This window comes from Metabacillus arenae (genome assembly GCF_014773385.1).
In the GTDB taxonomy this organism is placed as follows: domain Bacteria; phylum Bacillota; class Bacilli; order Bacillales; family Bacillaceae; genus Metabacillus_D; species Metabacillus_D arenae.
Map to the genome: position 1 here is coordinate 18,585 of NZ_JACXAI010000036.1, position 22,650 is coordinate 41,234.

The window sequence follows — 22,650 nt, forward strand, 5'->3', positions numbered from 1 at the left end:
ACCTCCTTATCATTTAACTGTCTATTATTGTTCGTTTACAGTAACTAGATGTGAAACTTTGTTAATCATACCACGAATTGCAGCATTGTCTTCGTGTACAACAGTTTGGTTAACTTTTTTCAAACCAAGCGTTTTAACTGTAATACGTTGGTCTTGAGGACGACCGATAACACTGCGAGTGAGGGTAATCGCTAATTTGTTTGCCACTATATTTCCCTCCTTATCCTAACAGTTCTTCAACAGTTTTTCCACGAAGTTTCGCAACATCTTCAGCACGCTTAAGCTGACCTAAACCGTTCAATGTTGCGCGCACCATATTAATTGGAGTGTTAGAACCTAATGATTTTGATAAGATATCAGAAACACCAGCTAACTCAAGAACCGCACGAACAGGTCCTCCAGCGATAACTCCAGTACCTTCTGATGCAGGCTTTAATAGGATACTACCAGCACCATATTGTCCGATAACTTCGTGTGGAATTGTTGTATTAACCATTGGTACTTCAATTAGGTTTTTCTTAGCATCTTCAATTGCCTTACGAATTGCTTCAGGCACTTCTTGTGCTTTACCAGTACCGAAACCTACATGCCCGTTTTTATCACCTACAACAACTAATGCTGCAAAGCGAAAACGACGACCACCTTTAACAACTTTCGCAACTCGGTTAACGGTAACTACACGCTCTTCAAGTTCTAGCTTGTTTGCATCAATACGCATTCTTTATAGTCCCTCCTTTTTTCGATTAAAATTTAAGTCCAGCCGCGCGGGCAGCATCAGCAAGAGCTTTAATACGACCATGATATAAGTATCCGCCACGGTCAAATACTACATTTTCTACACCTTTTTCAACAGCACGTTTTGCAACAAGCTCTCCAACTTTCTCAGCTGCACCCGTACTGCTTGAAGAATCAGCAGATAAGTCTTTATCAAGAGTCGACGCACTAACAAGAGTTACACCGTTCGCATCATCGATCAATTGCGCATAAATGTGTTTGTTAGAACGGAACACGTTTAAACGTGGTCTTTCAGCAGTTCCCGTTAACTTAGAACGTACACGAGCATGTCTTTTCTTACGAGTTTCGTTTTTGCTAACTTTCGTAATCATATCTAAGTCACTCCTTTCTTACCTTATGAGGCATTACTTAGCAGTTTTACCTTCTTTACGACGTACATGTTCACCTTCGTAACGAATTCCTTTGCCTTTGTAAGGCTCTGGCGGACGAACGTCACGGATGTTTGAAGCCAATGCTCCTACACGCTCTTTATCTGAACCTTTAACGATAACCTTTGTTTGAGATGGTACTTCGATTTCAATACCTTGTTCAGGCACGATTTCAACAGGATGAGAGTATCCAACGTTAAGAACAAGTTTGTTGCCAGACTTAGAAGCACGGTATCCAACCCCAACAAGCTCTAAACCTTTTTCAAAACCTTTAGATACGCCTTCAACCATATTACCTAACAAGCTGCGGGTCGTACCGTGAAGAGCACGGTGCTCTTTATGGTCTGAAGGACGAGTTACAGTTAACACATTCTCTTCAACATTAATATTAATATCAGGATTAAACGTACGAGTTAATTCACCTTTTGGTCCTTTAACAGTTACAGTAGATTCTTTAATCGTCACTGTAACATCAGAAGGAATCTCAAGTGGTTTTTTACCTACACGAGACATTCCATTACACCTCCATTCACTTTTAACTAATTACCAAACGTATGCTAATACTTCTCCGCCGGCTTGTTTTGCACGTGCTTCTTTATCAGTGATCACACCTTGAGAAGTAGAGATAATCGCGATACCTAAACCATTTAGTACTCTAGGTACTTCGTTTGCTTTAGCGTAAACACGTAAACCAGGCTTGCTGATGCGTTTTAATCCAGTGATTACACGCTCATTATTGCTTCCGTATTTCAAGAAAATACGAATGATACCTTGTTTATTATCTTCTACAAATTCTACGTCACGAACAAAGCCTTCACGCTTTAGGATTTCAGCAACTTCTTTTTTGATTTTAGAAGCAGGTACTTCCAACTTCTCGTGACGTACCATGTTCGCATTACGAATGCGAGTAAGCATATCTGCAATTGGATCTGTCATAACCATTCTAAATAACCTCCTTCCCGTAATTGGGTATTACCAGCTAGCTTTCTTAACGCCAGGAATCTGACCTTTATATGCAAGTTCACGGAAACAAATACGGCAAAGCTTAAATTTGCGCAGTACGGAATGCGGACGGCCGCAACGTTCGCAGCGAGTATATTCTCGTACTTGGTATTTTTGTGTGCGCTTTTGTTTCGCAATCATTGATTTTTTAGCCACGTTTTCGCCTCCCTCTTCAATTATTTCTGGAACGGCATACCAAATTGAGTTAATAATTCACGTGCTTCTTCATCAGTGTTAGCAGTAGTAACAATAACGATATCCATTCCACGAACTTTGGTTACTTTATCGTAATCAATTTCAGGGAAGATTAATTGTTCTTTAACACCTAACGTGTAGTTTCCACGTCCATCAAAAGACTTTTTAGAAATACCGCGGAAGTCACGGACACGTGGTAGAGATACAGACACTAATTTGTCTAAAAACTCATACATGCGTTCACCGCGAAGTGTTACTTTAGCACCGATCGGCATTCCTTCACGAAGACGGAAACCAGCGATAGATTTTTTCGCTTTAGTGATAACTGGCTTTTGACCAGCAATTTGTGTCAATTCTTCTACAGCATTATCTAAAGCTTTAGAGTTTGCAACAGCGTCACCGACACCCATGTTAATCACTATTTTTTCAACTTTTGGCACTTGCATTACAGATTTATAGTTAAACTTGCTCATTAAAGCAGGTGTCATTTCTTTTGAATATTTTTCTTTAAGGCGGCTCATGAGATAGACCTCCCTTCCTTAGTTACTATTTATCTAAAGATTCACCAGATTTTTTTGCTACACGTACTTTTTTACCGTCTACCACTTTGTATCCGATACGAGTTACTTCACCTGATTTAGGATCAAGTGGCATTACGTTAGATACATGAATTGGAGCCTCTTGGCTGATAATGCCTCCTTGGGGATTTGCTTGATTAGCTTTAGAATGTTTTTTCACAACATTTACTCCCTCAACAAGAACACGTTCATTTTTAGGATAAGCTGCAAGGATTTCTCCTTGTTTACCTTTATCCTTACCAGAGATAACCAATACTTTGTCACCTTTTTTTACATGCATCCGAGTCGCACCTCCTTAGTAAGGCTGAGTTTTTCTTTTATAGAACTTCCGGAGCTAGAGAAACAATTTTCATAAAGTTGTTGTCACGCAACTCACGGGCAACCGGTCCGAAAATACGAGTTCCACGAGGACCCTTATCATCACGGATGATTACACAAGCATTTTCATCGAAACGGATATATGATCCGTCTTGACGGCGAACACCACTCTTTGTACGGACAATTACTGCTTTAACAACGTCGCCTTTTTTAACAACGCCTCCTGGTGTTGCTTGTTTTACCGTACAAACAATAACATCACCAATATTGGCAGTTTTACGTCCTGATCCGCCAAGAACTTTAATAGTAAGTACTTCACGTGCGCCAGAGTTATCAGCAACTTTTAAACGAGATTCTTGTTGAATCATTTACGTTACCTCCCTTCGGAATTTAACTTTCCGAACATATTAAATAATGACAGCTTCTTCGACGACTTCCACTAAGCGGAAACGCTTTGTAGCAGATAACGGACGAGTTTCCATGATCTTTACGATATCGCCGATTTTAGCTTGGTTGTTTTCGTCATGAGCTTTAAATTTCTTTGAATACTTTACGCGCTTTCCGTAAAGAGAATGCTTTTTGTAAGTTTCTACAACGACTGTAATTGTCTTATCCATTTTATCAGACACGACACGGCCAGTGTAGACTTTACGTTGGTTGCGTTCACTCATTCTGCAGGCCTCCTCCCTTTAATTATTTGCTAGCCGCAATCTCTCTTTCACGAATGACAGTTTTCATACGAGCGATAGACTTGCGCACTTCACGGATGCGTGCAGTGTTTTCGAGTTGTCCTGTCGCTAGTTGAAAGCGAAGGTTGAAAAGCTCTTCTTTAAGTGATTTTACTTTTTGTTCAATTTCAGCAGTGGTTAGATCACGAATTTCATTAGCTTTCATTTGATTCACCACCAATTTCTTCACGTTTTACAAACTTAGTTTTGATCGGTAATTTGTGAGATGCAAGACGCAAGGCTTCACGAGCAACTTCTTCCGATACACCTGAGATTTCAAACATGATTTTACCAGGCTTTACAACAGCTACCCATCCTTCTGGAGCACCTTTACCAGAACCCATGCGGACTTCTAAAGGTTTAGCAGTGTAAGGCTTGGAAGGGAAAATTTTAATCCAAACTTTACCGCCACGTTTCATGTAACGAGTCATTGCAATACGAGCAGACTCGATTTGGCGGTTTGTGATCCAAGATGCTTCTAAAGCTTGAATGCCGTATTCACCAAAATTTACTTCTGTGCCGCCTTTAGCACGTCCGCGCATTTTTCCACGGTGTTCTCTGCGATACTTAACGCGTTTGGGCATTAACATATTATTTTCCTCCTTCCTCAGATTTCTTCTTAGTAGGAAGAACCTCTCCACGATAGATCCAAACTTTCACACCTAACTTACCGTAAGTAGTGTCAGCTTCTGCTGTTCCATAATCAATATCAGCACGAAGTGTGTGAAGTGGCACAGTTCCTTCACTGTAATGTTCAGCACGAGCGATATCAGCTCCGCCTAAACGACCAGATACCATTGTTTTAATCCCTTGTGCACCAGCGCGCATTGCACGTTGAATGGTTTGCTTTTGAGCACGACGGAATGAAATACGATTTTCTAATTGACGAGCAATATTTTCTGCAACCAATTTTGCATCAAGGTCAGCTCTTTTGATTTCTAGAATGTTGATGTGTACACGTTTGCCAGTTAATTGGTTAAGAGCTTTACGAAGTGCTTCTACCTCAGTACCACCTTTACCAATTACCATTCCTGGCTTAGCAGTGTGGATCGTAATGTTTACACGATTCGCAGCACGTTCAATCTCAACCTTTGAAACAGACGCGTCTTTTAAACGTTTACTGATGTATTCACGAACTTTAAGATCTTCATGTAAAAGGTTAGCGTAATCTTTCCCAGCGAACCATTTAGATTCCCAATCACGAATAACTCCAATACGAAGACCGACCGGATTTACCTTTTGACCCACGGATTATCCCTCCTTCTTTTCTGATAAAACGATAGTAATGTGACTTGTACGTTTATTAATTTGGCTTGCACGACCCATTGCGCGTGGACGGAAACGTTTCAAAGTTGGTCCTTCATCAACGAATACTTGAGAAACCACCAGGTTGTTAGCGTCCATCTCATAGTTGTGCTCGGCGTTTGCTATAGCAGACTTCAATACTTTTTCAACGATTGGAGAAGCAGCTTTAGGAGTATGTGTTAAAATCGCTACCGCTTCACCTACTTGCTTACCTCGAATTAAATCAACGACTAAACGTGCTTTACGAGGAGCAATACGAACTGTTCTTGCAACAGCTTTAGCTTGCATTTAAATGCCTCCTCTCATTAGCGTCTTGTTTTTTTGTCATCATTAGCATGACCTTTGTACGTACGTGAAGGAGCAAACTCACCTAATTTGTGACCTACCATATCCTCAGTAACGTAAACAGGCACATGTTTGCGACCATCATAAACCGCAATAGTGTGGCCGATGAATTGCGGGAAAATTGTTGAACGACGAGACCAAGTTTTAATCACTTGTTTCTTATCGGATTCATTTAATTTCTCAACTTTGCTAAATAAGTGTTCATCCACGAATGGCCCTTTTTTTAGACTGCGACCCATTGTTGAACCTCCCTTCGTGATTGCGCTACGGTTCGAGTGAACCGTAGGTCAACCCCGTTATTTTTTACGACGACGAACGATAAACTTGTCGGATTTGCTTTTCTTCTTACGAGTTTTGAATCCAAGAGTTGGTTTACCCCACGGAGACATTGGAGACTTACGTCCGATTGGCGCACGTCCTTCACCACCACCATGTGGATGGTCGTTAGGGTTCATAACAGAACCGCGGACAGTTGGGCGCTTGCCTAACCAGCGAGAACGACCTGCTTTACCAATGTTAATTAATTCGTGCTGTTCATTACCCACTTGACCTACTGTAGCACGGCAAGTAGCAAGAATCATACGAACTTCACCAGAGTTTAAACGAACTAATACATATTTTCCTTCTTTACCTAGTACTTGCGCAGAAGTACCGGCAGAACGTACTAATTGTCCACCTTTGCCTGGTTTTAACTCAATGTTGTGTACGACAGTACCAACTGGAATGTTTTGAAGTGGCAATGCATTTCCTACTTTGATGTCAGCTTCTGGACCTGACATAATTTCCATGTCAACCTTTAGGTTTTTTGGAGCTAAGATGTAACGTTTTTCCCCATCTGCATAGTTTACTAATGCGATGTTTGCAGATCGGTTCGGATCATACTCGATTGTAGCAACGCGTCCAGGTATACCATCTTTATTGCGTTTGAAATCGATGATACGATATTGGCGTTTGTGTCCCCCGCCTTGATGACGCACAGTTAATTTACCTTGATTGTTACGTCCGCCTTTTTTATGCAAAGGTGCTAGTAACGATTTCTCAGGTGTGTCTGTTGTGATTTCAGCGAAATCAGAAACTGTCATACCGCGGCGGCCATTTGATGTTGGTTTATACTTTTTAATCGCCATCTCGTTTCCCTCCTTCTTTAGTAGTTATTAAACTTCAAATAATTCTATTTCATTGCTGTCAGCTGTTAATTTGATAACTGCTTTTCTGCGACGATTTGTTAATCCGCTGTAGCGGCCAACACGTTTGAATTTCCCTTTGTAGTTCATGATGTTAACTTTCTCAACGTTGACACCGAAGATCTTTTCGATTGCGTCTTTTACTTGAGTTTTGTTAGCATTCACATCAACTTCAAATGTATATTTTTTCTCTTCCATTAGAACAGTAGACCGTTCAGTGATTACGGGGCGCTTAATAATATCGCGAGGATCTTTCATTATGCAAGCACCTCCTCTACTTTTTCCACCGCAGCTTTCGTAATAATAAGCTTTTCATGGTTTACAACATCAAGTACATTTACTCCGTTAGCGTCAACAACAGTTACACCAGGTATGTTGCGAGCTGATAAAGCTACAGCTTCGTTTGCATCAGCAGTAACGATCAAAGCTTTTTTCTCAACAGAAAGACCTTTTAAAACAGAGGCCATTTCCTTTGTTTTAGGAGCTTCTAATACTAAGTCTTCTAGTACTAAAATGTTGTTATCTACTACTTTAGAAGATAAAGCAGATTTGATAGCCAGACGGCGTACTTTTTTAGGTAATTTATATGCATAGCTGCGAGGAGTTGGTCCAAATACTGTACCACCACCGCGCCATTGTGGTGAACGGATAGATCCTTGACGAGCACGACCAGTACCCTTTTGACGCCAAGGTTTGCGACCTCCGCCAGCTACTTCAGAACGATTTTTAACTTTGTGAGTTCCTTGACGTAAGGAAGCTCTTTGCATGATGATCGCTTCAAACAATACTGAGTTGTTTGGTTCAATACCAAATACAGAATCATTTAATTCAATTTCACCAGCATTAGATCCGTTTTGGTTAAATAATGCTACTTTTGGCATTATCAATTTCCTCCTTTCCTACTAAATTACTTGGATTTTACCGCACTTTTTACAGTGATTAAGGCTTTTTTAGGACCAGGCACGTTACCTTTAATTAATAAAAGGTTGCGCTCTGCATCAACTTTTACAATCTCAAGGTTTTGAACAGTAATACGCTCTCCGCCCATACGTCCAGGTAATAGTTTATTTTTGAAAACACGGTTTGGATCAACAGGCCCCATTGAACCGGGTCGACGGTGATAACGAGAACCGTGAGACATAGGTCCGCGAGATTGGTTATGGCGCTTGATTGCACCTTGAAATCCTTTCCCTTTCGAGATTCCTGTTACATCTACACTTTCTCCTTCAGAGAAAATACTTACTTTGACTTCTTGACCAACTTCATACTCTTCTAAGTTAACTCCGCGAAATTCCTTTACGAAGCGCTTAGGCTCAGTATTCGCTTTAGAAAAATGACCCTTCTGCGGCTTGTTTGAAAGCTTTTCACGTTTATTTTCAAATCCTACTTGAACAGATTCATAACCGTCAGATTCAACTGATTTCTTTTGAAGTACCACATTCGGAGCAGCTTCAATTACAGTTACAGGAATTAAATTTCCGTTTTCAGCAAATACTTGCGTCATACCTATTTTTCTACCTAAGATTCCTTTGGTCATTAGTCACACCTCCTAATTAAATGTGTTTATATTTTGAATTAAAGTTTAATTTCGATGTCTACACCAGACGGCAAGTCTAAACGCATTAATGCATCAACTGTTTGTGGTGTTGGGTTGATGATGTCGATTAAACGTTTGTGTGTACGCATTTCAAACTGCTCACGAGAATCTTTGTACTTGTGAACCGCACGTAAAATCGTGTACACAGACTTTTCAGTTGGTAATGGAATTGGACCAGATACGTTAGCACCAGAACGTTTAGCTGTTTCTACGATTTTTTCAGCTGATTGATCTAAAATTCTGTGATCATAAGCTTTTAAACGAATACGAATTTTTTGTTTTGCCATTATTTTCCCTCCTTTTCGCCTACTTCTTTATAGACAGTTCTCCGTGAGAATTACCCTGACAGTACCCGCCATGGCAAAGCGGCCGGGTGTATCAGCAACCTCTCACTTCATCGCAGTCAAAGACCAACATTAAATATTATATAAAAATTCCGCACATGTTGCAAGTGAATTTTATATTTTCTTCTGGTCTCGCACACTTTTTCTATTATACATACCCATTATTATCAATTCAAGCATTCATAAAAGTTTTAGACAGGAACAATTTGCAAATTTTCATTTTTACTATTAAAGTTGTTTCCTAGTTCATTTGAACGGAAATCCCAAGGCATGTTATCGAAGCATAAGGCAAAGACAAGACCAGCCTCTCGTAGGAGCTTGTTGTTTTTTAGGGAGCAAGGTTGCCGCTATGAAGGGTTAGGAGTTGAATTCATTAAAAAGGAAATCCACTCTTCCGCTGATTACATCAATTTCTACCTTAAACCTCTCACCTTCAGAAAGACGAGTATTGTATTTCAAAAAGTAAAAAAAAGATTTTAAGTTTTTGAAATTGTTAGCGTTAAAACTACCCTATACCTTTTATTTCTTTTATAAACTTTATCTTTCTGAACTAATAAAAAAAAACGAAGTTGCCTTGAATAAAAAACAGGCAACTTCGCGACATTTTGCTTTTAATTTTACGGACCTGAACTCTAATAAGACATTTCAATTTATCCTATTTTACGGCACAGAAAAAGACGAGCAAAATTGCTCGCCTTTTTCGGGTAACTATTACTCAGTGATTGAAGAAACAACACCAGATCCTACAGTACGTCCGCCTTCACGGATAGAGAATCTTGTTCCATCTTCAATAGCGATCGGTGCGATAAGTTCAACAGTCATTTCGATGTTGTCTCCAGGCATAACCATTTCAGTTCCTTCTGGAAGAACAACGATACCAGTTACGTCAGTTGTACGGAAGTAGAACTGAGGACGGTAGTTAGAGAAGAATGGAGTATGACGTCCACCTTCTTCTTTAGATAAAACGTAAACTTCTGCTTTGAATTTAGTGTGTGGAGTGATTGTTCCTGGTTTAGCAAGAACTTGTCCACGTTGGATATCTTCACGAGCTACACCACGAAGAAGTGCACCAATGTTATCTCCAGCTTCAGCATAATCAAGAAGCTTACGGAACATTTCTACACCTGTAACAGTTGTAGATTTTGCTTCCTCAGCTAAACCGATGATGTCTACAGTGTCACCAACTTTAACTTGTCCGCGCTCAACACGTCCAGTAGCTACTGTACCACGACCAGTGATTGAGAATACATCCTCAACTGGCATCATGAATGGTTTTTCAGTATCACGTTCTGGAGTTGGGATGAATTCATCAACAGCATTCATAAGCTCGATGATTTTCTCTTCCCACTCAGCATCTCCTTCAAGAGCTTTTAGAGCAGAACCTTTTACTACAGGTACATCGTCACCAGGGAAGTCATATTCAGAAAGAAGATCACGAACTTCCATTTCTACTAGTTCAAGTAGTTCTTCATCGTCTACCATGTCACATTTGTTTAAGAATACAACAAGGTATGGTACACCAACGTTACGAGATAAAAGGATATGCTCACGAGTTTGTGGCATTGGGCCGTCAGCAGCAGATACTACTAGGATACCGCCATCCATTTGTGCAGCACCAGTGATCATGTTCTTAACATAGTCAGCATGTCCTGGGCAGTCTACGTGTGCATAGTGGCGAGTGTCCGTTTCATACTCAACGTGTGCAGTTGAGATTGTAATTCCACGCTCGCGCTCTTCTGGAGCGGCGTCGATCATGTCATAAGCCATAGCTGCACCTTTACCAGAACGTTTAGCAAGAACTGTAGTGATTGCAGCTGTTAAAGTTGTTTTACCATGGTCAACGTGACCTATTGTACCGATATTAGCATGCGTTTTGGAACGGTCAAATTTTTCTTTAGCCATTCTAAAAATCCTCCTTAGAGATTATATTAGGTTTAAGTATAGGATACTAGAAAGCGAAAGCATTGCCTCGCTTTCTAGGCTTACATAAACAGTTATACTTCAATGCAGGGGTAAAATCAATTACTCACCTTTATTTTTTTTGATAATTTCTTCTGAGATAGATTTAGGAACTTCTTCGTAGTGGTCAAAGTGCATTGTAAACACTCCGCGACCTTGTGTGTTTGAACGAAGGGAAGTTGCATATCCAAACATTTCAGAAAGAGGAACCATTGAACGGACAACTTGTGCGTTACCGCGTGCTTCCATACCTTCTACACGTCCACGACGGGAAGTAACTCCTCCCATGATATCTCCCATATATTCTTCTGGTGTTACGATTTCAACCTTCATAACCGGTTCAAGAATAACAGGGTTACATTTTGAAATAGCGTTTTTAAGAGCTAATGAAGCTGCTACTTTAAAAGCCATTTCACTTGAGTCAACATCATGGTAAGATCCATCAACTAAAGCAGCTTTTACATCGATAAGCGGATAGCCTGCGAGTACACCGTTTTTCATTGCATCTTCAAGACCAGCTTGAACAGCAGGAATATATTCGCGAGGTACGACACCACCAACAATTTTGTTTTCAAATTCGAAGCCTTTACCTTCTTCATTAGGTTCGAATTCGATCCAAACGTGACCAAATTGTCCGCGTCCACCAGATTGGCGTGCAAATTTACCCTCTACCTTAGCAGCGCCGCGGAACGTTTCACGATAGGCAACCTGTGGAGCTCCAACGTTTGCCTCTACTTTGAATTCCCGTTTCATACGGTCAACAAGGATGTCAAGGTGAAGCTCACCCATACCAGCAATGATTGTTTGACCAGTTTCAGCATTAGTATGTGCTCTGAATGTTGGATCTTCTTCTTGAAGCTTCTGCAAGGCTGTTGTCATCTTATCTTGGTCTGCTTTTGATTTCGGCTCAACAGATAACTCAATTACAGGCTCTGGGAATTCCATAGACTCTAGGATAACCAAGTTTTTGTCATCACATAGAGTATCACCAGTAGTCGTATCTTTTAATCCAACTGCCGCAGCAATATCTCCTGCATAAACAGTTGAAATTTCTTCACGGCTGTTCGCGTGCATTTGAAGGATACGACCTACACGTTCACGCTTGCCTTTAGTTGAATTAATAATGTAAGAACCAGAGTTTAGAGTACCAGAGTACACTCGGAAGAATGTCAGTTTTCCAACATATGGATCAGTCATAACTTTGAATGCAAGTGCTGCGAATGGACCTTCATCACTAGATTCACGAGTTACTTCTTCATCACTGTCTGGAAGAGTTCCTTTAATAGCTGGTACATCAGTTGGCGCCGGCAGATAATCAATAACTGCATCAAGCATTAATTGAACACCTTTGTTTTTGAATGCTGACCCGCAGATAACCGGATAGAATTCAACGTTACAAGTACCTTTACGGATTGTAGCTTTAAGCTCTTCAGTTGTAAGCTCTTCACCTTCTAAGTACTTCATCATTAATTCTTCATCAAGCTCTGCAACTGCTTCTACTAATCTTGAACGGTACTCATCAGCTTGTTCCTTGTATTCCTCAGGTATTTCTTTTGCTTCAGTACGGGTTCCTAGATCATCTTCATAGTAGTAAGCTTGCATTTCTACTAAGTCGATGATTCCATTAAATTGGTCTTCAGCACCAATCGGAAGCTGGATAGGGTGTGCGTTCGCTTGAAGTCGGTCATGGATTGTACCTACAGAGTAAAGGAAATCTGCCCCGATTTTGTCCATTTTGTTTACGAAAACGATACGAGGTACTCCATAAGTAGTTGCTTGGCGCCAAACAGTTTCAGTTTGAGGTTCAACTCCTGATTGAGCATCAAGAACAGCTACCGCACCGTCGAGTACACGAAGAGAACGTTCAACTTCAACTGTGAAGTCTACGTGTCCCGGTGTATCGATGATGTTAACTCGGTGGCCTTTCCATGAAGCAGTAGTTGCTGCAGACGTGATCGTAATACCACGCTCTTGCTCTTGTTCCATCCAGTCCATTTGAGATGCACCTTCATGTGTCTCACCGATTTTATGAATACGGCCTGTATAGAACAAAACGCGCTCAGTAGTCGTCGTTTTACCAGCGTCAATGTGTGCCATGATACCGATATTACGAGTGTTTTCTAAGGAGAACTCTCTAGCCATTGGGTACTTTCTCCTTCCATATATGATTATTAGTTTGATTTATAGTTTATAGATTACCAGCGGTAGTGAGCAAATGCTTTATTTGCTTCTGCCATTTTATGAGTATCTTCACGTTTCTTAACTGCTGCTCCAGTGTTGTTAGCTGCATCAAGAATTTCGTTAGCTAAACGCTCTTCCATGGTCTTTTCACCGCGTAGACGAGCATAGTTTACTAACCAGCGAAGTCCTAGAGTCGTACGACGATCTGGGCGTACTTCTACAGGTACTTGATAGTTAGCACCACCAACACGGCGAGCTCTAACTTCAAGTACAGGCATGATATTCTTAAGCGCTTGTTCGAAAACCTCCATGGCATCTTTTCCAGAGCGCTCTTGAACTAAATCGAAAGCAGTGTAAAGAATGGTTTGGGCTTTACCTCTTTTACCATCAAGCATGATACGATTGATTAAACGTGTAACAAGCTTTGAATTGTGAATCGGATCTGGTAACACATCTCTTTTTGCTACAGGGCCTTTACGTGGCATTTAGTTTTCCTCCCTTCCTCTTAATCCTATCTTTACTTAATTATTACTTTTTAGCTTTTGGTCTCTTCGTACCGTATTTAGAACGGCCTTGCATACGACCATCCACACCAGCAGTATCTAATGCACCGCGAACGATATGGTACCGTACTCCAGGTAAGTCTTTTACACGTCCACCGCGAATTAAAACAACGCTATGCTCTTGAAGGTTGTGGCCAATTCCAGGGATATAAGCAGTTACCTCGATTTGGTTTGTTAAACGTACACGAGCATATTTACGCAGCGCTGAGTTTGGTTTCTTTGGTGTCATAGTACCAACACGAGTACACACGCCGCGTTTTTGTGGTGAAGAAGTGTTTGTTTGCTCCTTTTTGAAGCTGTTATAACCTTTGTTTAAAGCAGGGGAATCAGATTTTGAAACCTTGGTTTCGCGTCCCTTGCGAACTAGTTGGTTAATAGTAGGCATTAGTAGTATCCTCCCTTCATTTTTAATCCCACATACCCAGGTGATTCATCTTTGGGCAAAAAACAAGTTTTTGCTAGTCATGATAATCATTTCTGGCAAAAACATTTTTATAATAGTAGAATAGCAACAGTTGCTGCCCCAACTTCTATTCCACAAGCTTTACCAAGCTTCTTCATAGAAGGGACCTTTGTTAAAGGAATCTCATATTCTGCAGCAAGATTCATAACCTGTGCGGTAACGCTCGGATCTGCATCTTCCGCAACAACAATCTCTTTAACTTGTTCTGTTTTTAGAGCTTTAACTGTTTGCTTTGTACCAACAATAATCCTTGGAGCCTGTGATACTTTTTCATAAGACATAGTCCTTTATATCCTCCAAAGCACAGGTTTATTGACACCTTGAATATATTATCATCCAAAAAGATGGATGTCAATATTTAAAATGCTTTTTTCTGTGACATCCATCTTCTTAAAGATTAGTCTATAGTAACTGTTTCATCAACAGCATCAATTTGTGACACTGACTTTACATTTCTGACACTGCGGTAGCTTTGCATACCTGTTCCTGCCGGTACGAGCTTCCCGATAATAACATTTTCCTTCAGTCCAAGCAATTCATCGCGTTTTCCTTTAATGGCAGCATCTGTTAGGACACGAGTTGTCTCCTGGAAGGATGCGGCTGACAAGAAGGAATCTGTCTCAAGAGAAGCTTTAGTAATACCAAGCAAGACTGGTCTTCCTGATGCAGGACGCTTTCCTTCAAGCAATACTTTTCGGTTCGCATCTGTAAACTGATGAATATCCAATAAGGAACCAGGCAAGACGTCTGTCTCTCCAGCATCATGGACACGCACTTTTCGAAGCATTTGGCGAACCATAACCTCTACGTGCTTATCACCAATTTCTACCCCTTGCATACGATAAACCTTCTGCACTTCTCGAAGCAGGTACTCTTGTACTGCTGTGATATCTTTAACTTTTAATAGCTCTTTTGGATCAATTGAACCTTCAGTTAATTCTTGTCCGCGTCCAACCTTTTCTCCTTCAGCTACTTTGAGGCGTGCGTTGTAAGGAGCTGTATAGTTTCGAGATTCTACTGCCCCTTGGATCACAATTTCTTGTTGTTTATCGCGTACCTCATTAATTTCAGATACCACACCATCAATTTCAGTAATAGTTGCTTGACCTTTTGGATTACGGGCTTCAAACAGCTCTTGGATACGAGGTAAACCTTGAGTGATATCATCTCCTGCCACACCACCGGTATGGAACGTACGCATTGTTAACTGTGTTCCTGGTTCTCCGATAGACTGTGCCGCTATAATACCAACTGCTTCCCCGACTTCTACGTCACTGCCTGTAGCAAGATTTCGTCCATAACATTTTTTACATACCCCATGACGGGTGTTACATGTAAATGCAGAACGGATCCACACTTCCTCAATGCCGGACTCAACGATCTCTGTCGCAAGATCTTCTGTAATTAGTTCATTTTCACGAACCAGCACGCTGTCCGTTTCTGGATGTGTAATCGTTTTTCTTGCAAAACGGCCAATCAAACGCTCTTCAAGCTTTTCAATGATCTCCGTACCATCCTTAATAGATTCAGCAAGGATTCCGCGATCTGTTCCACAGTCTTCCTCACGGATAATGACATCCTGAGCAACATCAACAAGACGGCGGGTAAGGTAACCTGAGTCTGCCGTTTTAAGAGCCGTATCAGCAAGACCTTTACGGGCGCCATGTGTAGAAATAAAGTACTCTAATACAGTTAGGCCTTCTCGGAAACTTGATTTAATTGGTAACTCGATAATACGACCAGCCGGGTTGGCCATCAATCCGCGCATACCGGCTAATTGAGTAAAGTTAGAAGCGTTACCCCGGGCGCCTGAATCACTCATCATGAAGATAGGATTGGTTTTGTCTAAAGATGCCATCAGTTTGCCCTGAATCGTATCTTTAGCCGCACTCCAAATGGAAATAACTCTTTCATATCGCTCATCTTCGGTGATAAGACCACGTCTGAATTGTTTAAGAACATTATCGACTTTGCCCTGGGCCTCATTGATAATTTCTTCTTTTTCCCGTAATACGATAATGTCTGAGACACCAACCGTAATACCGGCTTTTGTAGAATGTTTAAAACCTAGATCTTTTAAGCGGTCAAGCATTTTTGAAGTTTCGGTAATATGGAATTTCTTGAACACTTCCGCAATGATTTTACCTAAGATGCCCTTCTTGAAAGGCGGAATTATTTCTTGATTCTGTATATATTCTTTAACATCTACTGTAGGATCAACAAAGAATTTTTCAGGTGTTTTCTCTTCAATATTCATCTTCGTTGGTTCGTTCATATATGGGAACGAAGTTGGAAGAATTTCATTGAAAATTAGTTTACCGACAGTTGTAACAAGAAGCTGTTTTTTCTGCTCATCAGTAAAAGTTTCGTTATTTAAAGAAGTCGTACGGACCGCAACACGAGTATGCAAATGAACGTACCCGTTCTGATAGGCTAATAACGCTTCGTTTGTGTCGTTGAAGATCATTCCTTCTCCTACAGCCCCTGCACGCTCTAACGTTAAGTAATAGTTACCTAATACCATATCCTGGGATGGTGTCACGACTGGTTTACCATCTTTCGGATTTAAGATATTTTGAGCAGCAAGCATTAGAATGCGAGCTTCTGCTTGCGCTTCAGATGAAAGGGGAACGTGAACAGCCATTTGGTCGCCGTCAAAATCGGCATTGTATGCTGTACATACAAGCGGATGGAGACGGATCGCACGCCCTTCAACAAGTGTAGGTTCAAACGCTTGAATGCCTAGTCTGTGAAGAGTAGGTGCGCGGTTTAGAAGTACAGGGTGTTCTTTAATAACATATTCAAGTACATCCCAAACTTCAGGCTGTACGCGCTCAATTTTACGCTTAGCACTTTTAATATTATGAGCAAGTCCTTTTTCAACAAGCTCCTTCATAACAAACGGTTTGAACAGCTCTAATGCCATTTCCTTTGGAAGACCGCATTGGTACATTTTTAAGTTAGGACCAACGACGATGACCGAACGACCAGAATAGTCCACACGTTTCCCAAGTAAGTTTTGACGGAAACGTCCTTGCTTTCCCTTTAGCATATGGGAAAGTGATTTTAATGGACGGTTACCTGGTCCTGTTACAGGACGGCCGCGGCGGCCATTATCAATTAATGCATCAACTGCCTCTTGAAGCATACGCTTTTCGTTTTGAACGATTATACTAGGCGCTCCAAGATCTAATAAACGTTTTAAACGATTGTTCCGGTTAATAACACGACGATAAAGATCGTTAAGATCTGATGTCGCAAAACGTCCGCCATCTAATTGAACCATCGGACGCAATTCTGGCGGAATTACAGGGAGTACGTCTAAAATCATCCATGATGGGTAGTTTCCAGAGTTACGAAAAGCTTCTAATACTTCTAATCGTTTGATAGCACGTGTACGACGTTGACCTTGAGAAGTTTTGAGTTCTTCTTTTAATTGGTCAACTTCTTTATGCAAATCAATATCCTGAAGAAGCTTTTTAATTGCTTCTGCCCCCATTGCAGCTTGGAATGTGCTGCCGTACTTCTCCCGGTATGCACGATATTCCTTTTCAGATAACAGCTGTTTCTTTTCTAAAGGTGTATCACCTGTTTCTGTAACTACGTAGGAAGCAAAATAGATTACTTCTTCTAAAGCACGAGGAGACATATCAAGGACTAATCCCATACGGCTTGGAATTCCTTTGAAGTACCAAATATGAGATACAGGAGCAGCAAGTTCAATATGACCCATTCGCTCACGGCGTACTTTCGCTCGAGTTACTTCAACTCCGCAGCGGTCACATACAACACCTTTGTAACGAACGCGCTTATATTTACCGCAATGGCACTCCCAATCTTTTTGAGGTCCAAAAATACGTTCGCAGAATAATCCGTCTTTCTCAGGCTTTAGTGTACGATAGTTAATTGTTTCAGGCTTTTTAACTTCACCAAATGACCAAGAGCGGATTTTGTCCGGTGAAGCAAGACCGATGTTCATATATTCAAAATTATTTACATCTAGCAAGGGGCCTACCTCCCTTATAGTCTTCGGGTTTACCGAAATCGCTTGCTGGTTTACAATGAATGATCGGCTCTAATAGAGTGTTACCTCTATTAGAACCATTTCTATGTTAAGTCAGGAAAACGGGCTGTTATTCCTTTGTTACTACATCTCGTTCTTTTTCAAGCTCAAGATCCGGTTCTTCATCCTGAGTTAATGAAAGACTTTCGGCTTGCCCAGTCTCTTCATCATCTTCAAGGTCTCTCATTTCAATTTCTTGTTCATCATCAGAGAGAATTTTTACATCCATACCTAAGCTTTGAAGTTCTTTAATTAAAACTTTAAATGATTCTGGCACCCCAGGTTCTGGTACATTTTCGCCTTTTACAATGGCTTCATATGTCTTAACACGTCCGACTACATCATCTGATTTAACTGTTAAGATCTCTTGCAAGGTGTATGCAGCACCATACGCTTCAAGTGCCCATACCTCCATCTCACCAAAACGCTGTCCGCCAAACTGGGCTTTACCTCCAAGCGGCTGCTGTGTAACCAATGAGTAAGGGCCTGTAGAACGAGCATGCAATTTATCGTCAACCATGTGAGCCAGCTTGATCATATACATGATTCCCACTGAGACACGGCTGTCAAATGGTTCGCCTGAACGTCCATCGTAAAGAACAGTTTTAGCATCACGGGCCATTCCAGCCTCTTCTAATGTAGACCAAACATCCTCTTCACGAGCTCCATCGAAAACCGGAGAAGCAACATGTAATCCAAGTCTTCTCGCAGCCATACCGAGGTGAAGCTCTAATACTTGCCCGATATTCATACGTGATGGTACACCAAGCGGATTTAACATGATGTCGACTGGTGTGCCATCCGGAAGATAAGGCATGTCTTCCTCAGGAAGGATACGCGAAATAACACCTTTGTTTCCGTGGCGCCCCGCCATCTTATCCCCTTCAGAAATTTTACGTTTTTGTACGATGTATGCACGTACTAATTGATTTACACCAGGAGGAAGCTCATCTCCGTCTTCACGGTTGAATACCTTTACGTCTAAGACAATTCCGCCGCCTCCATGAGGAACACGAAGGGATGTATCGCGGACTTCACGAGCCTTTTCACCGAAAATAGCATGTAAGAGACGTTCTTCAGCTGTCAGCTCAGTAACCCCTTTAGGTGTTACTTTTCCTACAAGCAGATCGCCATCCTTCACTTCTGCGCCGACTCTGATATTTCCACGCTCATCCAAGTTGCGAAGTGCATCCTCGCCGACATTCGGGATATCACGCGTAATTTCTTCTGGCCCAAGCTTAGTATCACGTGCTTCTGATTCATATTCTTCAATATGAATGGATGTATAGACATCGTCTTTTACAAGGCGTTCGCTCATAATGATGGCATCCTCATAGTTGTAGCCATCCCATGTCATGAAGGCAACCATTACGTTGCGGCCAAGTGCCAATTCCCCTTTTTCCATGGAAGGTCCATCAGCGAGAATTTCGCCTTTTACTACTTCATCTCCAACACTAACGATTGGACGTTGGTTGTAGCAGGTTCCTTGGTTAGAACGGATAAATTTAAGCAGACTGTATTTATCTAAATTACCTTTAACTTTTTGACCATCTACATCTTCATAACGACGAACCCAAATATTTTTCGCTTCAACACGCTCAACAACACCTGGATATTTGCAAATAACTGCCGCACCAGAGTCTTTTCCTGAAACATATTCCATTCCAGTACCAACAATTGGCGCTTCTGGATTCATAAGAGGAACTGCCTGCCTTTGCATGTTCGCTCCCATCAAGGCGCGGTTTGAGTCGTCATTTTCCAAGAAAGGAATACAAGCAGTTGCTGCGGAAACTACCTGCTTTGGAGAAACATCCATATAATCGATGCGATCTCGGCGAACAACTGTGTTTTCCCCGCGGAAACGAGCGATAATATCTTCGTCTAAGAACGAACCATCTTCCCCAAGACGCGCATTCGCCTGGGCAACAACATAGTTATCCTCTTCATCTGCTGTTAAATAATCCATTTGACTAGTCAGCTTACCAGTCTCGGGATCTACTCTGCGATAAGGTGTTTCAATAAATCCAAAACGGTTCACCTTTGCGTAACTTGACAACGAATTGATTAATCCGATGTTCGGACCCTCTGGCGTTTCAATCGGGCACATACGGCCATAGTGGGAATAATGAACATCACGGACTTCGAATCCGGCACGTTCACGAGTTAAACCACCTGGACCAAGCGCCGAAAGACGACGTTTATGAGTCAATTCCGCAAGCGGGTTTGTTTGATCCATAAATTGAGATAATTGGGAGCTCCCGAAAAACTCTTTAATAGATGCAATAACCGGGCGAATGTTAATTAATTGCTGTGGCGTTATCGTGTTTGTATCTTGAATAGACATCCTTTCCCGTACTACGCGTTCCATTCTGGATAAACCGATACGGAATTGGTTTTGAAGCAATTCCCCTACTGAACGAAGACGACGGTTACCAAGATGGTCGATATCGTCAGTATCTCCTACACCGTGGAGAAGATTAAAGAAATAGCTAATTGATGAAAGGATATCTGCTGGTGTGATATTTTTAACTTCCTCTACCACATAAGCATTCCCTATTACATTGATCACTTGTTCTCCATCAGGATCGTTAGGAGAATAAATTTTGATAGATTGTAATGTCACATCATCTTCTACTACTCCGCCATTCGGCTGAACTTTTCTAAATCCTACACCGTTTTCTAAATTCGGAAGAATTTTATCCAATGTTCTTCTATCAATCATTGTGCCTTTTTCGGCAATTACTTCACCTGTTTCAGGGTCTGCTAGACTTTCAGCAAGACGCTGATTAAACAATCTATTTTTAATGTGAAGTTTTTTATTAATTTTATAGCGGCCTACATTTGCTAAATCATAACGTTTCGGATCAAAGAAACGTGATTCTAATAAGCTTTTTGCATTATCAACCGTTGGAGGCTCGCCTGGGCGCAGACGCTCATAGATTTCAAGCAAAGCTTTTTCTGAGCTTTCCGTGTTGTCTTTATCAAGCGTATTGCGTAAGTATTCGTTTTCTCCAAATAAATCGATGATTTCTTGATCAGAGCCAAACCCAAGAGCACGCAAAAGAACCGTAACTGGCAACTTACGAGTACGATCAATACGTACATATACGACATCTTTCGCATCTGTTTCGTATTCTAACCATGCGCCACGGTTTGGAATCACAGTAGCAGTAAAGCCCCTCTTACCATTTTTATCAACTTTACCACTGTAATATACACTCGGTGAACGCACTAACTGCGATACAATTACACGCTCAGCACCGTTGATCACAAATGTGCCTGTCTCAGTCATAAGTGGGAAATCTCCCATAAACACATCTTGATCTTTAACTTCTCCTGTTTCTTTGTTAATCAAACGCACCTTTACACGTAATGGTGCAGAATAGGTAACATCCCGCTCTTTAGACTCTTCAACCGGGTACTTAGGATCACCTAAGCTATAGTCGATGAATTCAAGTGAGAGGTTACCAGTGAAGTCTTCTATCGGAGAAATATCCTGGAACATTTCCCGAAGACCCTCATCAAGAAACCACTGATAAGAAGCGGTTTGGATTTCAATGAGATTTGGTAATTCTAACACTTCACTAATACGTGCATAACTTCTGCGTTGGCGGTGTCGTCCATACTGAACAAGTTGACCTGTCAACTGATTCACCCCTCAAATCATGCGTAATATATGTGTAAAAAATATTAAGCTGCCACCTAGCAATAATATTTTTACAAGGCAAAAGAAAAAGGGTTTCTTTAATAGAAAACCACATAGGATTGCCATTATAGATTTTATAAGTCTTTCCAAAGATGGCAATTTTATACATGGAAAAACTGTTTTTACGACACTTATTCAATATTAACATATTGGCATTTTATAATATTAACATACAAAAAATTTCAAGTCAATATTTTTTTGCACAGATAATATAGTAACCTTTTTTCTTCTCTATTACGTCAGCTTCCGAATAGAGTTCGTTCAGTTTTTCTATCGCAGAAGGAGCGCCTTGCTTCTTTTGGATAACAACCCAAAGTTCCCCTCCCGAATACAAGTGCGTATAACTCTTTTCAAAAATTTCGTGAACAACCTTTTTGCCAGCCCGTATTGGAGGGTTTGTTAAAATAGCTGCATATTTCTTTTTCGATATTTCTTCGAATAAGTAACTCTGAAAAACTTGTACATTTTCAATTCTATTTACTTTAGCATTCTCTTTAGAAAGTTCAACAGCTCTTTCATTGATATCTACCATATCCACTTTAATGGCAGGATATTCTTTCGCTAAAGAAAGGCCGATCGGCCCATAACCACAGCCAATATCTAAGATTGGCCCTTCGATCTCTGGCATTTGGAACGTTTCAATTAATAATTTTGAACCAAAGTCTACCTCGTTTTTTGAAAAAACCCCTTTATCACTATGAAAGGTAAAAGTATTCCCTTTCAATTGATAAGTCCAGGTTTTCCGTTCACTTTCAACTCTTGGTTTTTCCGAATAATAATGATCGTTCATTTCAGCCCACCTCTTTAGTAGGAGTATTGCCAATCATTTTGCAAATATAACCAAACCTCATAGTCCCTTGAATGTTTAGGATGAGCACAAAAATGAAAATAACAAAAAAGCAGCCCTTGTATTATGGCCATATGAATCAAGTTCAACACCTGAGCTTAAAGACAAT

The 22,650-nt window shown here is 40.9% G+C and carries 28 protein-coding genes; all 28 read right to left on the minus strand.

From position 1 onward, the window contains the following. Nucleotides 1–24: 24 nt before the first annotated feature. A complete protein-coding gene (rpmD, locus tag IC621_RS21330; RefSeq protein WP_191161242.1) occupies nucleotides 25–207 on the minus strand; it encodes a 50S ribosomal protein L30 in 183 nt (60 codons plus the stop codon). Between the two features lie 13 nt (nucleotides 208–220). Next, a complete protein-coding gene (gene rpsE, locus IC621_RS21335) occupies nucleotides 221–718 on the minus strand; it encodes a 30S ribosomal protein S5 (protein WP_191161244.1) in 498 nt (165 codons plus the stop codon). 25 nt (nucleotides 719–743) lie between these two features. Continuing rightward, the gene (rplR, locus tag IC621_RS21340) at nucleotides 744–1,106 is read right to left on the minus strand and encodes a 50S ribosomal protein L18 (RefSeq protein WP_191161246.1); all 363 of its coding nucleotides are present in this window, start codon (nucleotides 1,104–1,106) and stop codon (nucleotides 744–746) included. 33 nt (nucleotides 1,107–1,139) lie between these two features. After that, the gene (gene rplF, locus IC621_RS21345) at nucleotides 1,140–1,676 is read right to left on the minus strand and encodes a 50S ribosomal protein L6 (RefSeq protein ID WP_191161248.1); all 537 of its coding nucleotides are present in this window, start codon (nucleotides 1,674–1,676) and stop codon (nucleotides 1,140–1,142) included. 30 nt (nucleotides 1,677–1,706) lie between these two features. Continuing rightward, the gene (gene rpsH, locus IC621_RS21350) at nucleotides 1,707–2,105 is read right to left on the minus strand and encodes a 30S ribosomal protein S8 (RefSeq protein WP_191161250.1); all 399 of its coding nucleotides are present in this window, start codon (nucleotides 2,103–2,105) and stop codon (nucleotides 1,707–1,709) included. A gap of 30 nt (nucleotides 2,106–2,135) precedes the next feature. Beyond that, nucleotides 2,136–2,321, minus strand: a complete 186-nt coding sequence (locus tag IC621_RS21355) for a type Z 30S ribosomal protein S14 (RefSeq protein ID WP_191161252.1) — start codon at nucleotides 2,319–2,321, stop codon at nucleotides 2,136–2,138. 20 nt (nucleotides 2,322–2,341) lie between these two features. Next, the gene (rplE, locus tag IC621_RS21360) at nucleotides 2,342–2,881 is read right to left on the minus strand and encodes a 50S ribosomal protein L5 (protein WP_191161254.1); all 540 of its coding nucleotides are present in this window, start codon (nucleotides 2,879–2,881) and stop codon (nucleotides 2,342–2,344) included. Between the two features lie 25 nt (nucleotides 2,882–2,906). After that, complete coding sequence (rplX, locus tag IC621_RS21365; RefSeq protein ID WP_191161256.1) at nucleotides 2,907–3,218, minus strand: 50S ribosomal protein L24; 312 nt, start codon at nucleotides 3,216–3,218, stop codon at nucleotides 2,907–2,909. Nucleotides 3,219–3,255: 37 nt separating this feature from the next. After that, nucleotides 3,256–3,624, minus strand: a complete 369-nt coding sequence (gene rplN, locus IC621_RS21370) for a 50S ribosomal protein L14 (protein ID WP_191161258.1) — start codon at nucleotides 3,622–3,624, stop codon at nucleotides 3,256–3,258. Between the two features lie 39 nt (nucleotides 3,625–3,663). Then, complete coding sequence (gene rpsQ / locus IC621_RS21375; protein ID WP_191161260.1) at nucleotides 3,664–3,927, minus strand: 30S ribosomal protein S17; 264 nt, start codon at nucleotides 3,925–3,927, stop codon at nucleotides 3,664–3,666. Nucleotides 3,928–3,949: 22 nt separating this feature from the next. Next, nucleotides 3,950–4,150, minus strand: coding sequence for a 50S ribosomal protein L29 (rpmC, locus tag IC621_RS21380; protein WP_191161262.1), 201 nt, complete (start codon nucleotides 4,148–4,150; stop codon nucleotides 3,950–3,952). Next, a complete protein-coding gene (rplP, locus tag IC621_RS21385; RefSeq protein WP_191161264.1) occupies nucleotides 4,140–4,574 on the minus strand; it encodes a 50S ribosomal protein L16 in 435 nt (144 codons plus the stop codon). The genes rpmC and rplP overlap by 11 nt, the downstream gene beginning before the upstream one ends. Nucleotide 4,575: 1 nt before the next feature. Next, nucleotides 4,576–5,232 carry a 30S ribosomal protein S3 gene (gene rpsC / locus IC621_RS21390; protein ID WP_191161266.1) on the minus strand — a complete coding sequence of 219 codons (657 nt, stop codon included), beginning with the start codon at nucleotides 5,230–5,232 and terminating at the stop codon, nucleotides 4,576–4,578. A 3-nt stretch (nucleotides 5,233–5,235) separates the two neighbouring features. Next, nucleotides 5,236–5,577 (minus strand): 50S ribosomal protein L22, encoded by a 342-nt coding sequence (rplV, locus tag IC621_RS21395; RefSeq protein WP_191161268.1) that lies wholly within the window; start codon nucleotides 5,575–5,577, stop codon nucleotides 5,236–5,238. A 17-nt stretch (nucleotides 5,578–5,594) separates the two neighbouring features. Further along, nucleotides 5,595–5,873, minus strand: coding sequence for a 30S ribosomal protein S19 (gene rpsS / locus IC621_RS21400; protein ID WP_191161270.1), 279 nt, complete (start codon nucleotides 5,871–5,873; stop codon nucleotides 5,595–5,597). Between the two features lie 57 nt (nucleotides 5,874–5,930). After that, nucleotides 5,931–6,761 (minus strand): 50S ribosomal protein L2, encoded by an 831-nt coding sequence (gene rplB / locus IC621_RS21405; protein WP_191161272.1) that lies wholly within the window; start codon nucleotides 6,759–6,761, stop codon nucleotides 5,931–5,933. A gap of 27 nt (nucleotides 6,762–6,788) precedes the next feature. Next, entirely contained in the window at nucleotides 6,789–7,076 is a 288-nt protein-coding gene (gene rplW, locus IC621_RS21410) for a 50S ribosomal protein L23 (RefSeq protein ID WP_191161274.1), read from the minus strand. Further along, nucleotides 7,076–7,699 (minus strand): 50S ribosomal protein L4, encoded by a 624-nt coding sequence (rplD, locus tag IC621_RS21415; RefSeq protein ID WP_191161276.1) that lies wholly within the window; start codon nucleotides 7,697–7,699, stop codon nucleotides 7,076–7,078. The genes rplW and rplD overlap by 1 nt, the downstream gene beginning before the upstream one ends. A 26-nt stretch (nucleotides 7,700–7,725) precedes the next feature. Continuing rightward, complete coding sequence (gene rplC, locus IC621_RS21420) at nucleotides 7,726–8,355, minus strand: 50S ribosomal protein L3 (RefSeq protein WP_191161278.1); 630 nt, start codon at nucleotides 8,353–8,355, stop codon at nucleotides 7,726–7,728. Between the two features lie 38 nt (nucleotides 8,356–8,393). Beyond that, nucleotides 8,394–8,702: a 30S ribosomal protein S10 gene (gene rpsJ, locus IC621_RS21425; protein ID WP_191161280.1), complete on the minus strand. Its 309-nt coding sequence runs from the start codon at nucleotides 8,700–8,702 to the stop codon at nucleotides 8,394–8,396. Nucleotides 8,703–9,470: 768 nt separating this feature from the next. Beyond that, complete coding sequence (gene tuf, locus IC621_RS21430; protein ID WP_191161282.1) at nucleotides 9,471–10,661, minus strand: elongation factor Tu; 1,191 nt, start codon at nucleotides 10,659–10,661, stop codon at nucleotides 9,471–9,473. Between the two features lie 120 nt (nucleotides 10,662–10,781). After that, entirely contained in the window at nucleotides 10,782–12,860 is a 2,079-nt protein-coding gene (fusA, locus tag IC621_RS21435; RefSeq protein WP_191161284.1) for an elongation factor G, read from the minus strand. 53 nt (nucleotides 12,861–12,913) lie between these two features. Continuing rightward, a complete protein-coding gene (rpsG, locus tag IC621_RS21440) occupies nucleotides 12,914–13,384 on the minus strand; it encodes a 30S ribosomal protein S7 (RefSeq protein WP_191161286.1) in 471 nt (156 codons plus the stop codon). A gap of 43 nt (nucleotides 13,385–13,427) precedes the next feature. Beyond that, nucleotides 13,428–13,847: a 30S ribosomal protein S12 gene (gene rpsL / locus IC621_RS21445; protein WP_191161288.1), complete on the minus strand. Its 420-nt coding sequence runs from the start codon at nucleotides 13,845–13,847 to the stop codon at nucleotides 13,428–13,430. A 107-nt stretch (nucleotides 13,848–13,954) separates the two neighbouring features. After that, nucleotides 13,955–14,206, minus strand: coding sequence for a 50S ribosomal protein L7ae-like protein (locus tag IC621_RS21450; protein WP_191161290.1), 252 nt, complete (start codon nucleotides 14,204–14,206; stop codon nucleotides 13,955–13,957). 116 nt (nucleotides 14,207–14,322) lie between these two features. After that, the gene (rpoC, locus tag IC621_RS21455; protein ID WP_191161292.1) at nucleotides 14,323–17,931 is read right to left on the minus strand and encodes a DNA-directed RNA polymerase subunit beta'; all 3,609 of its coding nucleotides are present in this window, start codon (nucleotides 17,929–17,931) and stop codon (nucleotides 14,323–14,325) included. Between the two features lie 127 nt (nucleotides 17,932–18,058). Continuing rightward, the gene (rpoB, locus tag IC621_RS21460; RefSeq protein WP_191161294.1) at nucleotides 18,059–21,634 is read right to left on the minus strand and encodes a DNA-directed RNA polymerase subunit beta; all 3,576 of its coding nucleotides are present in this window, start codon (nucleotides 21,632–21,634) and stop codon (nucleotides 18,059–18,061) included. 247 nt (nucleotides 21,635–21,881) lie between these two features. Further along, complete coding sequence (locus IC621_RS21465; RefSeq protein WP_191161296.1) at nucleotides 21,882–22,484, minus strand: class I SAM-dependent methyltransferase; 603 nt, start codon at nucleotides 22,482–22,484, stop codon at nucleotides 21,882–21,884. Nucleotides 22,485–22,650: the final 166 nt, after the last annotated feature.

What these genes read in the sequence shown, in the direction of transcription:
- rpsE (WP_191161244.1), bottom strand. Translation starts at nt 718, where the DNA reads ATGCGTATTGATGCAAACAAGCTAGAACTTGAAGAGCGTGTAGTTACC.
- rplR (WP_191161246.1), bottom strand. Translation starts at nt 1,106, where the DNA reads ATGATTACGAAAGTTAGCAAAAACGAAACTCGTAAGAAAAGACATGCT.
- rplF (WP_191161248.1), bottom strand. Translation starts at nt 1,676, where the DNA reads ATGTCTCGTGTAGGTAAAAAACCACTTGAGATTCCTTCTGATGTTACA.
- rpsH (WP_191161250.1), bottom strand. Translation starts at nt 2,105, where the DNA reads ATGGTTATGACAGATCCAATTGCAGATATGCTTACTCGCATTCGTAAT.
- rplE (WP_191161254.1), bottom strand. Translation starts at nt 2,881, where the DNA reads ATGAGCCGCCTTAAAGAAAAATATTCAAAAGAAATGACACCTGCTTTA.
- rplX (WP_191161256.1), bottom strand. Translation starts at nt 3,218, where the DNA reads ATGCATGTAAAAAAAGGTGACAAAGTATTGGTTATCTCTGGTAAGGAT.
- rplN (WP_191161258.1), bottom strand. Translation starts at nt 3,624, where the DNA reads ATGATTCAACAAGAATCTCGTTTAAAAGTTGCTGATAACTCTGGCGCA.
- rpsQ (WP_191161260.1), bottom strand. Translation starts at nt 3,927, where the DNA reads ATGAGTGAACGCAACCAACGTAAAGTCTACACTGGCCGTGTCGTGTCT.
- rpmC (WP_191161262.1), bottom strand. Translation starts at nt 4,150, where the DNA reads ATGAAAGCTAATGAAATTCGTGATCTAACCACTGCTGAAATTGAACAA.
- rplP (WP_191161264.1), bottom strand. Translation starts at nt 4,574, where the DNA reads ATGTTAATGCCCAAACGCGTTAAGTATCGCAGAGAACACCGTGGAAAA.
- rplV (WP_191161268.1), bottom strand. Translation starts at nt 5,577, where the DNA reads ATGCAAGCTAAAGCTGTTGCAAGAACAGTTCGTATTGCTCCTCGTAAA.
- rpsS (WP_191161270.1), bottom strand. Translation starts at nt 5,873, where the DNA reads ATGGGTCGCAGTCTAAAAAAAGGGCCATTCGTGGATGAACACTTATTT.
- rplB (WP_191161272.1), bottom strand. Translation starts at nt 6,761, where the DNA reads ATGGCGATTAAAAAGTATAAACCAACATCAAATGGCCGCCGCGGTATG.
- rplW (WP_191161274.1), bottom strand. Translation starts at nt 7,076, where the DNA reads ATGAAAGATCCTCGCGATATTATTAAGCGCCCCGTAATCACTGAACGG.
- rplD (WP_191161276.1), bottom strand. Translation starts at nt 7,699, where the DNA reads ATGCCAAAAGTAGCATTATTTAACCAAAACGGATCTAATGCTGGTGAA.
- rplC (WP_191161278.1), bottom strand. Translation starts at nt 8,355, where the DNA reads ATGACCAAAGGAATCTTAGGTAGAAAAATAGGTATGACGCAAGTATTT.
- rpsJ (WP_191161280.1), bottom strand. Translation starts at nt 8,702, where the DNA reads ATGGCAAAACAAAAAATTCGTATTCGTTTAAAAGCTTATGATCACAGA.
- tuf (WP_191161282.1), bottom strand. Translation starts at nt 10,661, where the DNA reads ATGGCTAAAGAAAAATTTGACCGTTCCAAAACGCATGCTAATATCGGT.
- fusA (WP_191161284.1), bottom strand. Translation starts at nt 12,860, where the DNA reads ATGGCTAGAGAGTTCTCCTTAGAAAACACTCGTAATATCGGTATCATG.
- rpsG (WP_191161286.1), bottom strand. Translation starts at nt 13,384, where the DNA reads ATGCCACGTAAAGGCCCTGTAGCAAAAAGAGATGTGTTACCAGATCCG.
- rpsL (WP_191161288.1), bottom strand. Translation starts at nt 13,847, where the DNA reads ATGCCTACTATTAACCAACTAGTTCGCAAGGGACGCGAAACCAAGGTT.
- IC621_RS21450 (WP_191161290.1), bottom strand. Translation starts at nt 14,206, where the DNA reads ATGTCTTATGAAAAAGTATCACAGGCTCCAAGGATTATTGTTGGTACA.
- IC621_RS21465 (WP_191161296.1), bottom strand. Translation starts at nt 22,484, where the DNA reads ATGAACGATCATTATTATTCGGAAAAACCAAGAGTTGAAAGTGAACGG.